The sequence below is a fragment of the Pseudomonas plecoglossicida NBRC 103162 = DSM 15088 genome (assembly GCF_000730665.1).
Taxonomy (GTDB): domain Bacteria; phylum Pseudomonadota; class Gammaproteobacteria; order Pseudomonadales; family Pseudomonadaceae; genus Aquipseudomonas; species Aquipseudomonas plecoglossicida.
In genome coordinates this window covers 1-13,488 of the sequence record NZ_BBIV01000026.1, presented here as the reverse complement: position 1 = coordinate 13,488, position 13,488 = coordinate 1, and the positions used below count along the sequence as shown (strand labels likewise).

Here is a 13,488-nt window from a genome sequence, read left to right as displayed (position 1 = left end):
CGCTCGATCTGATAGGCGCTGAGAATCTTCCAACGGACAGGCACAAAAAAACCCGCGCTGTCTCCAGCGCGGGTTTCTTGGTCACTGCAAAGCGATCAACGCTCCAGCAGAATCCGCAGCATGCGACGCAGCGGTTCGGCAGCGCCCCACAGCAACTGGTCGCCAACCGTGAACGCGCCCAGGTACTGGGAGCCCATGTTCAGCTTGCGCAGACGCCCCACCGGAATGTTCAAGGTGCCGGTAACCTTGGTCGGGCTCAGCTCCTGCATGCTGATCTCGCGCTGGTTGGGCACCAGTTTCACCCAAGGGTTGTGCTGGCTGATCATGCCTTCGATGTCGGCCAGCGGCACATCCTTGTTCAGCTTGATGGTCAGCGCCTGGCTGTGGCAACGCATGGCGCCGATGCGCACGCAGATGCCATCGACCGGGATCGGGCTCTTGAAGCGGCCGAGGATCTTGTTGGTCTCGGCCTGGGCCTTCCACTCTTCGCGGCTCTGCCCGTTCGGCAGCTCCTTGTCGATCCACGGAATCAGGCTGCCGGCCAGCGGCACGCCGAAGTTCTCGGTCGGGAACGCCTCACCGCGCATGGTCTCGGCCACCTTGCGGTCGATGTCGAGAATGGCGCTGGCCGGGTTGGCCAGGTCATCGGCGACAGCGGCGTGAATGCCGCCCATCTGCTTGATCAGCTCACGCATGTTCTGCGCGCCGGCACCGGAGGCCGCCTGGTAGGTCATGGCGCTCATCCACTCGACCAGGCCGGCTTCGAACAGCCCGCCCAGACCCATCAGCATCAGGCTGACGGTGCAGTTGCCGCCGATGTAGTTCTTGGTACCGGCATCGAGCTGCTGGTCGATCACCTTGCGGTTGACCGGATCCAGCACGATCACGGCGTCATCCTGCATGCGCAGCGACGACGCGGCGTCGATCCAGTAGCCCTGCCAACCTGCTTCACGCAGCTTGGGGAAGACCTCGTTGGTGTAGTCGCCGCCCTGGCAGGTCAGGATCACGTCGAGGGTCTTGAGCTCTTCAATCGAATAAGCATCCTTGAGCGGCGCAATATCCTTGCCCACGTTCGGGCCCTGGCCACCGACATTGGAGGTGGTGAAGAACACCGGCTCGATGAGGTCGAAGTCCTGCTCCTCCAGCATCCGCTGCATGAGCACGGAACCGACCATACCGCGCCAACCGATCAGACCTACACGTTTCATCGCAACTACACCTTTGCTAAAAGTGGGCCGCCACCGACCAAAAACGGTGGCGGGCCAGAGAGATTACAGATTCCGCAGCGCTGCGACTACTGCGTCGCCCATTTCCTGCGTGCCAACTTTGTTGCAGCCTTGCGACCAGATGTCACCGGTGCGCAGGCCCTGGTCCAGCACCTGGCTCACCGCCTGCTCGATGGCCTCTGCCGCGGCCTGCTGGTTGAAGCTGTAGCGCAGCATCATCGACACCGACAGGATGGTCGCCAGCGGGTTGGCGATACCCTGCCCTGCGATGTCTGGAGCCGAACCGTGGCAAGGCTCGTACATGCCCTTGTTGTTGGCATCCAGCGACGCCGAAGGGAGCATGCCGATGGAACCGGTCAGCATGGAAGCTTCATCCGACAGGATGTCACCGAACATGTTGTCGGTCACCATCACATCGAACTGCTTGGGTGCGCGCACCAGCTGCATGGCGGCGTTGTCGACGTACATGTGGCTCAGTTCGACGTCCAGGTAGTCCTTGGCCACGTCCTCGACCACTTCACGCCACAGCTGGCTGGAGGCGAGCACGTTGGCCTTGTCCACCGAGCAGAGCTTCTTGCCGCGCACACGGGCCATGTCGAAGCCGACGCGGGCGATACGGCGCACTTCGCTTTCGCTGTAGGGCAAGGTGTCGTAGGCCTGGCGCTCGCCGCCTTCCAGCTCACGCTGGCCGCGCGGTGCACCGAAGTAGATGCCGCCGGTCAGTTCGCGGACGATGAGGATGTCCAGGCCCGAGACGATTTCCGGCTTCAGCGACGAGGCATCGGCCAGTTGCGGGTAGAGAATGGCCGGGCGCAGGTTGGCGAACAGGCCCAGTTGCGAACGGATTTTCAGCAGGCCGCGCTCCGGGCGGATGTCGCGCTCGATCTTGTCCCATTTCGGACCACCGACTGCGCCCAGCAGAACGGCATCGGCCTGGCGCGCACGCTCCAGGGTCTCGTCGGCCAGCGGCACGCCGTGCTTGTCGATGGCGGCGCCACCGATCACGTCGTGCTGGAGGCTGAAGCCGAGCTGGAACTTGTCGTTGGCCAGCTCCAGCACCTTGACCGCTTCGGCCATGATTTCCGGGCCGATACCATCACCTGGGAGAATCAGAATCTGCTTGCTCATGCTTTCCTCTATCCATTCAAGCGGCGCGGCCCTGCTGGCCACGCCGAAATATACTCAGCGCTCGGCCCACAACACCAGCACATCGGTGCTGAACGAGCCATCGTCTTCGATCCGGTAATACTGGCGCACTTCCTCACCCATGGCCTGCTGCAACTGGCGGATGGCCGTGCGCATGGCTTCAGGGGTGCGCATGCGCTCGACCCAGCTGGTGAACTCCAGACGCAGCGCCTGGCGGGTGTGGCTGCGCACGTGCAGGCCAGCCTCGCTGACCTGACGCTGCCACTGGGCGGCAGAATAATCGCGAACGTGGCTGGTATCGCGCAGCACTTCCACGGTCTGCAGGTAGGTGTCGAGCAACGGGCTGCCCGGCGACATCACATCGATGAACGCCGTCACGCCGCCCGGCTTGAGCACCCGGCGCACTTCTCGCAAGGCCAGGCCAAGGTCGCTCCAGTGATGCGCCGAGTAGCGGCTGAACACGAAGTCGAACGAAGCGTCGGCGAACGGCAGGCGTTCGGCGGCGCCACGCTCGGTGCGGACATTGCCCAGGCCACGTTCGGCGGCGGCACAGGCGACCACGTCGAGCATCGCTTGCGACAAGTCGTAGGCAACCACTTCGGCGACCAGCGGTGCGACGTGGAAGCTGACATGACCGGCACCACAACCCAGGTCCAGCACGCGGGCACTGCCCTGCCCTGCAAGCTCCGCCTGCAGCAGGGCGAACTCGCTGCCCTGGGCGTGCACGGTGCTGCTGAGGTAGGCACTGGCCTGCTCGCCAAACTGGCGCTGGACTACATCGGTGTGGGTAGTGCTGGTCATGGGGTGTTCCTTTTGGTTTCGGGTTGCTGGTACGGCCGCTATCGCCGGCAAGCCCGACTGCATCATTCAGGCATCACGAAACAGCCAAGGCTGCCCGGCGCGGTGCTTCTGCTCGAAGGCCTTGATCGCATCGCTGTCCTGCAAGGTCAGGCCGATGTCGTCCAGGCCATTGAGCAGGCAGTGCTTGCGGAAGGCATCGATCTCGAAGTGCAGCACCTTGCCATCCGGGCGGGTCACCGCCTGCGCCTGCAGGTCGATGGTCAGCTGGTAGCCCGGGTTGGCCTCGACCTGCTTGAACAGCTCGTCGACTTCCTCGTCGCTGAGGATGATCGGCAGCAGGCCGTTCTTGAAGCTGTTGTTGAAGAAGATGTCGGCAAAGCTTGGCGCGATCACGCTACGGAAGCCGTATTCGTCCAGCGCCCATGGCGCGTGCTCGCGGCTCGAACCGCAGCCGAAGTTCTCCCGCGCCAGCAGCACGCTGGCACCCTGGTAGCGCGCGTGGTTGAGCACGAACTCCTGGTTCAGCGGGCGCTTGCTGTTGTCCTGGTAGGGCTGGCCCACGTCCAGGTAACGCCACTCGTCGAACAGGTTGGGGCCGAAGCCGGTACGCTTGATCGACTTGAGAAACTGCTTGGGAATGATCTGGTCGGTGTCGACGTTGGCACGGTCCAACGGCGCGACGAGGCCAGTGTGCTGGGTAAAGGCTTTCATGCTGCGCTCCCTTGGATCAACTCGCGGACATCGATGAAGTGGCCGGTTACCGCGGCCGCGGCGGCCATGGCCGGGCTGACCAGATGGGTACGCCCACCGGCGCCCTGACGGCCTTCGAAGTTGCGGTTGGAGGTCGACGCGCAGTGCTCGCCACTTTCCAGGCGGTCCGGGTTCATGGCCAGGCACATCGAGCAGCCTGGCTCACGCCATTCGAAACCGGCTTCGAGGAAGATCTTGTCCAAGCCTTCGCGTTCGGCCTGGGCCTTGACCAGGCCCGAACCCGGCACCACCAACGCCTGCTTGACGTTGGCCGCGACCTTGCGGCCCTTGGCGATCTCGGCGGCGGCGCGCAGGTCTTCGATGCGCGAGTTGGTGCACGAACCGATGAACACGCGGTCGAGCTTGATATCGGTGATCGCCTGGTTGGCAGCAAGGCCCATGTACTTGAGGGCGCGCTCGATCGAACCACGCTTGATCAGGTCTGGCTCGGCAGCCGGGTCAGGCACACGCTGGTCGACCGCCAGGACCATCTCGGGCGAGGTGCCCCAGCTGACCTGCGGCTTGATCTGCGCGGCATCCAGCTCGACCACGGTGTCGAACACCGCGTCGGCATCCGATACCAGGCCTTTCCAGTCCTTGGCGGCCTGCGTCCACTGCTCGCCCTTGGGCGCATACGGACGGCCTTCGACATAGGCGATGGTGGTGTCGTCGACTGCCACCAGGCCAACCCGGGCACCGGCTTCGATGGACATGTTGCAGATGGTCATGCGGCCTTCCATCGACAACTCACGGATGGCGCTGCCGGCGAATTCCATGGCATGGCCGTTGCCACCGGCGGTGCCGATCTTGCCAATCACGGCGAGGACGATGTCCTTGGCGGTGACGCCGGCCGGCAATTGGCCTTCGACACGCACCAGCATGTTCTTCATCTTCTTGGCGACCAGGCACTGGGTAGCGAGCACGTGCTCGACCTCGGAGGTGCCAATGCCGTGGGCCAAGGCACCGAAGGCGCCATGGGTGGAGGTGTGGGAGTCGCCACAGACCACGGTCATGCCCGGCAAGGTGGCACCCTGCTCCGGGCTGATGACATGGACGATGCCCTGGCGCACGTCATTCATCTTGAATTCGACGATGCCATATTCGTCACAGTTTTCATCGAGGGTCTGCACCTGCAGGCGCGACACCTCGTCGGCGATGGCCTCGATACCGCCCTTGCGCTCCGGCGTGGTCGGCACGTTATGGTCGGGGGTGGCGATGTTGGCGTCGATGCGCCATGGCTGGCGGTTGGCCAGGCGCAGGCCTTCGAAAGCCTGGGGCGACGTCACTTCGTGAATGATATGGCGGTCGATGTAGATCAAGGACGAGCCGTCATCACGGCGCTTGACCTCATGAGCTTCCCAGAGTTTGTCGTAGAGCGTTTTGCCAGCCATCAGACTGTTCCTCATCAGCGTCTTTCTATGCCAAAGACCCCTTGGCTTGTACGGACGATCCTATGGCGATAGATTGAATAACTCAAATTCATAATTTTTATGCTTTGGATAACCAACAGGAATTCGACCCATGGACCTGGCCAACCTCAGCGCTTTTATCGCCATTGCCGAAACCGGCAGCTTTTCCGGAGCCGCCGAACGCCTGTTCCTGACCCAGCCGGCCATCAGCAAACGTATTGCCGGCCTGGAGCAGCAACTGGATGTGCGCCTGTTCGATCGCCTGGGCCGTGAAGTGACCCTGACCGAAGCTGGCCGGGCCCTGTTGCCGCGGGCCTATCAGATCCTCAACGTCCTCGATGATACCCGACGCGCATTGACCAATTTGACCGGGGAAGTAGGGGGTCGCCTGACCCTGGCAACCAGCCATCACATCGGTTTGCACCGTTTGCCCCCGCTATTACGGGCTTTTACCCGACAGTACCCGTCAGTGGCGTTGGATATTCAGTTCCTCGATTCGGAAGCGGCCTACGACGAAATCCTCCATGGCCGCGCCGAAATTGCCGTCATCACCCTCGCGCCCGAGCCCCATCACCTGGTCAAGGCCGTGCCGGTGTGGGACGACGCCCTGGATTTCGTCGCCGCCCACGAGCACCCCCTGGCCAGCAACCGGCAGGTCAGCCTGGCCGACGTGGCACGCCATCCGGCCGTGTTCCCCGGGGGCAACACCTTCACCCACCATATCGTCCAGCGCCTGTTCGAAAGCCAGGGGCTGACGCCGAACATCGCCATGAGCACCAACTACCTGGAAACCATCAAGATGATGGTGTCCATCGGCCTGGCCTGGAGCGTGCTGCCCCGGACCATGCTGGACGACCAGGTTGCACCCATCGCTTTGCCCGGCATACAGCTGTCGCGCCAGCTAGGCTACATTTTGCACACGGAGCGAACGCTATCGAATGCGGCCAGGGCCTTCATGGCCCTGCTCGACAGTCACGCAGGGTCCGCCTGACCGGTCGTAGCTCGGCATTTCCAACTCAAGGACGCGTCAAACGCCAAAGGTCTGGTACCAATGCCCAAATCAGCAAACCGCTTTCCGCGCCTGCCGCGTATCCCTGCGGCCGACCCCCAGGAATCCGAACAGGCCTGGCAGAACGCGCCGCAGTTGCTGGCCGCGCTCAACGGCGCGCGCCTGGGCGCCTGGCTGTGGGATATCGAATCCGGTCGGGTCAGCTGGTCACGCGGCACCCAGGCGCTGTTCGGATTCGACCCGCAGCGGCCTTTGCCCAACGACATCGATTACCTTGACCTGCTGCCCGAAGAAGACCGCGCCCGCACCCGCCAGCTGTTCCAGGCGGTGGTCAATGGCGAGCCGGTGGAACGGGCGATGCGCCACCGCATCCGCTGGCCGGATGGCAGCCTGCACTGGTTGGAAATCAACGGCAGCCTGACCCACGACCGCCACGGCCGACGCCAGATGATCGGCGTCATCCGCGAAATCACCCGCCAGCGCGAGCGGGAAACCGCGCTGATCAACTCGGAAAAACGCTTCGCCACCCTGTTTCACCTGAGCCCCAACGCGATTTTGCTGACCCGTCGCCACGACGGCATGATCTTCGAGGTCAATCAGCACTTCGAAGACATGTTCGGCTGGCCCGGCAGCCAGGTGATCGGCAAGACCAGCCTTGAGCTGGGGCTGTGGGTGCACCCCGAGCAGCGCAACCAGATACTCGAAACGACCCGCAGCAGCGGCGGCCCGCTGAGCATGGAGGTGCAGTTTCGCGCCAGCAACGGCAAGCTGCACGACGGCATCCTCTGCACCCAGGGTATCGAGCTGGAAGGCGTGACCTTTCTGCTCAGCACCTTCGTCGACACCTCCGAGCGCAAGCGCGCCGAGCAGGCGCTCAAGGACAGCCAGGAGCGCCTGGACCTGGCCCTGGACTCGGCGCAGCTGGGCACCTGGGACTGGCACATCCCCAGCGGCATGCTCTACGGCTCGGCGCGTGCCGCACAATTGCACGGGCTCGATCCGATACCCTTCCATGAGTCGTTCGACGCTTTCTTCGAAGGTGTGCCGGAAGACGAACGCGATGTGATGCGCCAAGCCTATCGCAGCCTGCGCGAGGGCCCGGCCGGCAACTACCAGATCACCTACCGCGTCCAGCTGGAGAACGGCGCTTCGCGCTACATCGAGAGCCGAGCCCGCCTCTACCGAGACGATCACGGCAACCCGCTGCGCATGGCTGGCACCCTGCTCGACATCACCGAACAGGTGGAACGCGAATTGCGCCTGACCGCGTCGGAAGAGAAGTTCGCCAGCCTGTTCCAGGTCAGCCTCGACCCGATCTTCGTGACCCGCCAGGACACCGGCCAGTTCATCGAGATCAACCCGGCCTTTACCCAGACCTTCGGCTGGAGCGTCGCCCAGGTGATTGGCCGCACCGCCGAGGAGGTCGGCCTGTGGGCCGAGTCGATCGAGCGCGCCAGGCGCATCGAGCAGGTCATCCGCGAGCAGGCACTGAGCAATGTGGCCGTGGTGGTCAACCATCGCAACGGCTCGCCGTTGACCTGTGTGATCGGCAGCCGGCTGATCAGCGTCGACAACCAGCCCTGCAGCGTCACCACCCTGCGCGACATCACCCAGCAGCAGCGGGCGGAAGCTGCGCTGAAGTCCAGCGAGGAGAAATTCGCCAAGGCCTTTCATTCCAGCCCCGACGCCATCACCATCAACGAACGCCACAGCGGCCGCTACCTGGAAGTCAACGACGGGTTCTGCCGCCTGACCGGCTACAGCAGTGCCGAAGTGGTGGGCCGAAGCGTCTTCGACCTGGGCATCTGGGCCGACGACAAGCAGCGCAACGCCCTGCTCGCCGAACTCAAGGACCGCGGCCGGGTGCACCACCGGGAAATGCTCGGGCGCAACAAGCGCGGCGACATCCTCACCGTGGAAGTGTCGGTGGAGCCGATCAGCCTCAACGAAGTCGAATGCCTGCTGCTCACTGCCCGCGATGTCAGCCAGCTGAAGAACGCCCAGGCGCAGATCCGCCACCTGGCCTACCACGACCCGCTGACCAACCTGCCCAACCGCGCCCTGCTGATGGATCGCCTGAGCCAGCAGATCGCCCTGCTGCGACGCCACAACCTGCGCGGTGCCTTGCTGTTCCTCGACCTCGACCACTTCAAGCACATCAACGACTCGCTCGGGCACCCCGTCGGCGACACGGTACTGAAGATCATCACCGCACGCCTGGAAGCCAGCGTGCGCCTGGAAGACACCGTGGCGCGGCTCGGTGGCGACGAGTTCGTGGTGCTGCTCAGCGGCCTGGAAGGCAGCCGCGAGGCGGTTGAGACCAAGGTCCGCGAACTGGCCGACACCCTGCGCGAGCTGCTGGCCGAACCCATGTCGCTGGACGGCCAGCGCCTGCAGGTAACGCCGAGCATTGGCGTGGCGCTGATTCCCGACCATGGCACCACCCCGGCCGACCTGCTCAAGCGCGCCGACATCGCCCTCTACCGGGCCAAGGATTCGGGGCGCAACACCACCCAGCTGTTTCACACCACCATGCAAAAGGCCGCCAGCGAGCGCCTGCGCATGGAAAGCGACCTGCGCCTGGCGCTGGCCCGCGGTGAACTGGCCCTGCACTTCCAGCCCCAGGTCGACGCCCGCGACAACCGTATCGTCGGTGCCGAAGTGCTGCTGCGCTGGCACCACCCGCAGTTGGGCCAGCAACCGCCTGCGCAGTTCATTCAAGTGCTGGAAGAAAGCGGCCTGATCCTCGAAGTTGGCAGCTGGATACTCGACGAAGCCTGCGATGCTTGCGCCCGCATGCTGGAGGACGGGCTGGTCGATGCCGACGATTTCAGCCTGTGCGTGAACATCAGCCCGCGGCAGTTCCGCCAGAACGACTTCGTCGAGCGGGTACTGCGCAGCCTGGACGATTACCGCCTGCCGCGGCACATGCTCAAGCTGGAGATCACCGAAGGCATCGTGATCCAGAACCTGGAAGACACCATCAGCAAGATGCGCGAACTCAAGCGTTACGGGGTGAGCTTTGCCATGGACGATTTCGGCACGGGCTATTCCTCGCTGACCTACCTCAAGCGCTTGCCGGTGGACGCCTTGAAGATCGACCAGACCTTCGTGCGCGATGCCCCTGAAGACCCCAACGATGCCGAGATCGTCCGCGCCATCGTGGCCATGGCGCGCAGCCTCGACCTTGCAGTGATCGCCGAAGGGGTGGAACTGACCGAGCAGCTGGCGTTTCTCGAACAGCTGGGCTGCCACCTGTACCAGGGCTACCTGCACAGCCGGCCGCTGCCGCTGCCGGAGTTCAGGCAGATGCTGCTGGAGGCACCGGCGGATTACTGACGTTGCACGCATTCAATTGCGGCACAACGAAAAAGGGCACCCGAAGGTGCCCTTTTCTATTTCACGCCGAACTCAGTTCAGCGCTGGCTTGTCGCCATTGATCGGGATGCGCTTGGCCTTGGCTTCTTCCGGCACGATGCGCAGCAGGTCGATGCTGAGCAGGCCGTTGGCCAGGCCTGCGGACTTGACCTCGATATGGTCAGCCAGGCGGAACGACAGCTTGAAGGCGCGCTGGGCAATGCCCTGGTGCAGATAGGTCACTTCCGCGGCGCCGTTTTCGCGCTTGCCACCGATGACGGTCAGGACACCTTTTTCAACCTGCAGGTCGAGATCCTGCTCCTGGAAACCGGCTGCGGCAACCACGATGCGATAGTGGTCATCGCCATGTTTTTCCACGTTGTAGGGAGGGTAGCTGCTACCCGCCTCGTTACGTGCCGCGGATTCGAACAGGTCGTTGAAACGGTCGAAGCCAACGGAATGGCGGAACAGTGGAGCGAGAGAGAAAGCGCTGGTCATGGTCATAAACTCCTGAAATTCAGCAAGTAAGTCATTACGCGACCCGACTTCGGCATCGCGTACTCAAGAGATATGGCCGGGCGAACAGGTTTCAAGAGGGGGAAGGAAAAAATTTGACTTTTGCAATGGGATCGATGGCCCTATCGCTGGCAAGCCAGCTCCCCAGGTAAGGCGCAGGGCCTGTGGGGCCATTGTGGGAGCCGGCTTGCCGGCGATAGGGCCAGTTCAGGCCACACATTCCTCGAACGCCTGCACCTGAACCCCAAGCAACCGGCTGATCCGCGCGCAATCATCTTCCCTGCGCAACTCGGCAAACAGCAGCACCGCTTCGGGATAGCTTCTGGTCAGCATCGCCAGCCACTGTTTCATCCGCCCCGGCGCGTAACGCGGCGAGAGCTTGGCCTGGGCCTGGCGCCAGAACTCGCGCAGCAGGGGCAGCAATGCCTCCCAGGTCATCGGCTGGTAATCGCGGCCGTCTCGCGCCGCTGCAATCTGCAAGGCCAGGTCCGGTCGCGATACCAACCCGCGGCCGAGCATGATGTCCTCGGCCCCGCTGACCTCACGACAACGCCGCCAATCGTCGACGGTCCAGATCTCGCCATTGGCGAACACCGGCACCTTGACCACATCCTGCACCCGCGCCACCCACTCCCAGTGCGCGGGCGGCTTGTAGCCCTCGACCTTGGTGCGGGCATGCACCACCAGGTGCGCCGAGCCGCCTTCTGCCAGCGCCGTGGCGCACTCCAGCGCCCCATCCGGGCTGTCGAAGCCCAGGCGCATCTTCGAAGTGACCGGAATGTGCGCCGGCACGGCACGACGCACTTCACGCACGATGGCATGCAGCAGCTCCGGCTCCTTGAGCAACACCGCGCCGCCACGGGACTTGTTCACGGTCTTGGCCGGGCAGCCGAAGTTCAGGTCGATCACCGGCGCTCCGAGCTCGCACGCCAGCGCCGCATTCTCGGCCAGGCACACCGGGTCCGAACCCAACAGCTGCACGCGCATCGGCACACCCGCAGCGGTCCGCGCGCCCTGGCGCAGCTCAGGGGCGAGCTTGTCGAACGAAGAGGCTGGCAGCAGGCGGTCGCACACGCGGATGAACTCGGTGACGCACCAATCGATGCTGCCCACTCGGGTCAGGACGTCGCGCAGGATGTTGTCGACCAGCCCCTCCATGGGGGCCAGGGCAATTTGCATTTCGGGGTCTCGGCGAGAAAAGCCGGCAGTCTAGCAAAAAACGCTGCCGGTTCAGGCACCGATCAGCGCCGGGCCGTAACCGTCGAGAAACTCGGCCGGCATGCGCCTGGGTTTGCCGGTGGACAGTTCGATGCAGGCAAAGGTGGTCTGCGCGCGCAGCAGGGTCACGCCATCGCGCGGGCGCTTGAGCTGGAAGCGCCGGGTCATGCGCAGACGCAGGTCCCAGTCGACGATCCAGGTTGCCAGCTGCAGTTCGTCATCCTCGTAGGCCGCGGCAAGGTAGTCGATCTCATGCCGCACCACTGCCATGGCCCGGTCCAGCCGCCGGTACTCCGCCAGGTCCAGGCCCAGACGCTGGGAATGACGCCAGGCGCAGCGCTCGAGCCAGGTGACGTAGACCGCGTTGTTGGCGTGGCCGAGGCCATCGATGTCCTCGCTGCCAACCCGCAGGTCGATGATGAATGGCGTTGCCAGGTCCCAGCTCATGCCCGCTCCCACTGTCAGTGAAGGGGCAGAGTGTAATGGAAGTTCAGGCGCTTTGCCGGGCCGGGGTGCCAGCACGGGCCAACAGTTCCAGCACCGCCTGGCTCAAATGCGGGTCAGCCAGCACGCGCTGGTGACCTCCCCCCTCGAGCAGCAACAAGCGGCTGTCGAACCAGGCCTTGTGGATCAATTGCGCCTCGCTGGCGGGCACCAACTCATCGTCTGCGGCATGCACCACCAAACCCGGAATCTCCAGCTGGTAGCCACCGACATCGAGGCGGGCGATCTGCATCCCGACATCCCGTTCGACCTGGCGAATGAACGCTGCCCTGGCCCGTGCAGGCATGCCCAGGCGCTTGGCGAAGCCACGCAACACGCCAAGCATCTGCGCCGGTGCAGCGATACTGACTGCAGCCTCCGCGCGCAGCCCCATCTGCAGGGCCAGCATGACACTGGCACCGCCCATGGAATGGCCGATCACCGCACGCAACGGCGGCAACTCGGCTGCCGCCTCCAGCAGCGCCCGGGCAAACAGCACCACGTTGGCCTGCTCACCTGGGGACCGACCATGACCCGGCCCTTCCAGCGAGACCACCGTGTGCCCTGCCTGCACCAACGTGTCGATCAAGGCAGCAAACTGGGTCGGGCGCCCTTCCCAGCCATGCATCAACAAGACGGCGGGGCCCTTGCCCCAGCGCAACGCAGACAAACCGAAGCGCAAGGTGATGCGCTCGGCACTCGCCAGCAGCGGTAGCTCCCACTGCCGGGGAGGCAGGTTGCGCGGCGTCATGAAGGCTCTGCGCATCTTGCCGGCGACATGCTCGGGGGCCAGGTGTCCAAGCGTGCCATTGACGCCGCGAATCCAGTTCAAGGTAGTCATCGCCTTGCTCCAAGGTCACAGGTTCAGATAACCGCCGATTTGGCGGCACGCAAGATACGGTCGGACAATTCGCCCGCGCCCAGGGCACGGGCCAGCGCCAGGCCGCCGATCATCAGCGCAAGGTCAGCCAGGGCCTTGTCGGCGTCCTCGGGGCGATCGATCATGGCCGCCGTCATCAACTCGATGTGCTCGGCCAGCACTTCGCGGAAGGCCTCCGGCAGGCGCTGCATCTCGCCCAGCGCATTGGGCAACGGGCAGGCGTGCACTTCGGCGTCGCGATGCTTGCGCGACAGGTAGAACGCGCTTGCCAGCGCTCGGCGGCCGGCGCCATCCAGGCTGGGGTCGACCTGCGCCAACAGGGCCCTGCGCTCGCAGAGCAATTGGCGGAACGCCTCGAGCATGAGTTCGTCCTTGCTTTCGAAGTGGGCATAGAAGCCCCCCACGGTCAGACCGGCCGCGCCCATCACCTGGCTGACGCTGGGCTCGGCAGGCCCGTGCTGGATCAATGCACTGCGTGCCGCCTCGAGAATACGTTCACGGGTACGGGTCTTCTTGTCGCTCATGACGAGCTCTTCCGAGAAAATATGATGATCGAAATATTATGCTGGTAATAAAATTTTGCAAGCGGGAAACATCGACCGCTTGTCGATGAATTTTCGGGAGGGAGAAAAAACAAAAGGCCCATTCAATAAGCGAATGAGCCTTTAAAGTCCCGCAAAACGCGGGTAAAAA

12 protein-coding genes are annotated in these 13,488 nt (G+C 63.8%); 2 read left to right on the top strand and 10 right to left on the bottom strand.

Going from position 1 to position 13,488, the window contains the following annotated elements; all coding sequences use genetic code 11:
- Nucleotides 1-95: 95 nt before the first annotated feature.
- The 5 genes from asd to leuC form a co-directional block, all read right to left on the bottom strand.
- The gene (asd, locus tag PPL01S_RS15990) at nt 96-1,208 is read right to left on the bottom strand and encodes an aspartate-semialdehyde dehydrogenase (protein WP_016392978.1); all 1,113 of its coding nucleotides are present in this window, start codon (nt 1,206-1,208) and stop codon (nt 96-98) included.
- A gap of 63 nt (nt 1,209-1,271) precedes the next feature.
- Entirely contained in the window at nt 1,272-2,354 is a 1,083-nt protein-coding gene (gene leuB / locus PPL01S_RS15985) for a 3-isopropylmalate dehydrogenase (RefSeq protein ID WP_016392977.1), read from the bottom strand.
- A gap of 54 nt (nt 2,355-2,408) precedes the next feature.
- Nucleotides 2,409-3,173, bottom strand: coding sequence for a class I SAM-dependent methyltransferase (locus tag PPL01S_RS15980; protein ID WP_028626036.1), 765 nt, complete (start codon nt 3,171-3,173; stop codon nt 2,409-2,411).
- 66 nt (nt 3,174-3,239) lie between these two features.
- Complete coding sequence (leuD, locus tag PPL01S_RS15975; protein WP_016392975.1) at nt 3,240-3,884, bottom strand: 3-isopropylmalate dehydratase small subunit; 645 nt, start codon at nt 3,882-3,884, stop codon at nt 3,240-3,242.
- Nucleotides 3,881-5,314, bottom strand: coding sequence for a 3-isopropylmalate dehydratase large subunit (gene leuC, locus PPL01S_RS15970; RefSeq protein ID WP_016392974.1), 1,434 nt, complete (start codon nt 5,312-5,314; stop codon nt 3,881-3,883). Before leuC ends, leuD begins: the two co-directional genes overlap by 4 nt.
- A 130-nt stretch (nt 5,315-5,444) precedes the next feature.
- Between leuC and PPL01S_RS15965 the strand changes: the two genes are divergently transcribed.
- Complete coding sequence (locus PPL01S_RS15965) at nt 5,445-6,323, top strand: LysR family transcriptional regulator (protein WP_016392973.1); 879 nt, start codon at nt 5,445-5,447, stop codon at nt 6,321-6,323.
- 60 nt (nt 6,324-6,383) lie between these two features.
- Nucleotides 6,384-9,680, top strand: a complete 3,297-nt coding sequence (locus PPL01S_RS15960) for a bifunctional diguanylate cyclase/phosphodiesterase (RefSeq protein WP_016392972.1) — start codon at nt 6,384-6,386, stop codon at nt 9,678-9,680.
- Between the two features lie 72 nt (nt 9,681-9,752).
- Here PPL01S_RS15960 and PPL01S_RS15955 read toward each other — a convergent pair whose 3' ends face one another.
- The 5 genes from PPL01S_RS15955 to PPL01S_RS15935 all read right to left on the bottom strand — a co-directional run bounded on the left by PPL01S_RS15955 (nt 9,753) and on the right by PPL01S_RS15935 (nt 13,319).
- Entirely contained in the window at nt 9,753-10,196 is a 444-nt protein-coding gene (locus PPL01S_RS15955) for an Hsp20 family protein (RefSeq protein WP_016392971.1), read from the bottom strand.
- A 225-nt stretch (nt 10,197-10,421) separates the two neighbouring features.
- On the bottom strand, nt 10,422-11,393 hold the full coding sequence (locus tag PPL01S_RS15950) for a tRNA dihydrouridine synthase (protein WP_016392970.1): 972 nt from the start codon (nt 11,391-11,393) through the stop codon (nt 10,422-10,424).
- A gap of 51 nt (nt 11,394-11,444) precedes the next feature.
- Nucleotides 11,445-11,879: an acyl-CoA thioesterase gene (locus tag PPL01S_RS15945; RefSeq protein WP_016392969.1), complete on the bottom strand. Its 435-nt coding sequence runs from the start codon at nt 11,877-11,879 to the stop codon at nt 11,445-11,447.
- 43 nt (nt 11,880-11,922) lie between these two features.
- Complete coding sequence (locus tag PPL01S_RS15940; protein ID WP_016391067.1) at nt 11,923-12,756, bottom strand: alpha/beta fold hydrolase; 834 nt, start codon at nt 12,754-12,756, stop codon at nt 11,923-11,925.
- Nucleotides 12,757-12,779: 23 nt separating this feature from the next.
- Complete coding sequence (locus tag PPL01S_RS15935; RefSeq protein ID WP_028626035.1) at nt 12,780-13,319, bottom strand: TetR/AcrR family transcriptional regulator; 540 nt, start codon at nt 13,317-13,319, stop codon at nt 12,780-12,782.
- Between the last annotated feature and the right edge of the window lie 169 nt (nt 13,320-13,488).

Coding starts and splice junctions, on each gene's coding strand:
- asd (WP_016392978.1), bottom strand. CDS start 1,208: ATGAAACGTGTAGGTCTGATCGGTTGGCGCGGTATGGTCGGTTCCGTG.
- leuC (WP_016392974.1), bottom strand. CDS start 5,314: ATGGCTGGCAAAACGCTCTACGACAAACTCTGGGAAGCTCATGAGGTC.
- PPL01S_RS15935 (WP_028626035.1), bottom strand. CDS start 13,319: ATGAGCGACAAGAAGACCCGTACCCGTGAACGTATTCTCGAGGCGGCA.
- PPL01S_RS15945 (WP_016392969.1), bottom strand. CDS start 11,879: ATGAGCTGGGACCTGGCAACGCCATTCATCATCGACCTGCGGGTTGGC.
- PPL01S_RS15965 (WP_016392973.1), top strand. CDS start 5,445: ATGGACCTGGCCAACCTCAGCGCTTTTATCGCCATTGCCGAAACCGGC.
- PPL01S_RS15950 (WP_016392970.1), bottom strand. CDS start 11,393: ATGCAAATTGCCCTGGCCCCCATGGAGGGGCTGGTCGACAACATCCTG.
- PPL01S_RS15960 (WP_016392972.1), top strand. CDS start 6,384: ATGCCCAAATCAGCAAACCGCTTTCCGCGCCTGCCGCGTATCCCTGCG.
- PPL01S_RS15955 (WP_016392971.1), bottom strand. CDS start 10,196: ATGACCAGCGCTTTCTCTCTCGCTCCACTGTTCCGCCATTCCGTTGGC.
- leuB (WP_016392977.1), bottom strand. CDS start 2,354: ATGAGCAAGCAGATTCTGATTCTCCCAGGTGATGGTATCGGCCCGGAA.
- PPL01S_RS15980 (WP_028626036.1), bottom strand. CDS start 3,173: ATGACCAGCACTACCCACACCGATGTAGTCCAGCGCCAGTTTGGCGAG.
- leuD (WP_016392975.1), bottom strand. CDS start 3,884: ATGAAAGCCTTTACCCAGCACACTGGCCTCGTCGCGCCGTTGGACCGT.
- PPL01S_RS15940 (WP_016391067.1), bottom strand. CDS start 12,756: ATGACTACCTTGAACTGGATTCGCGGCGTCAATGGCACGCTTGGACAC.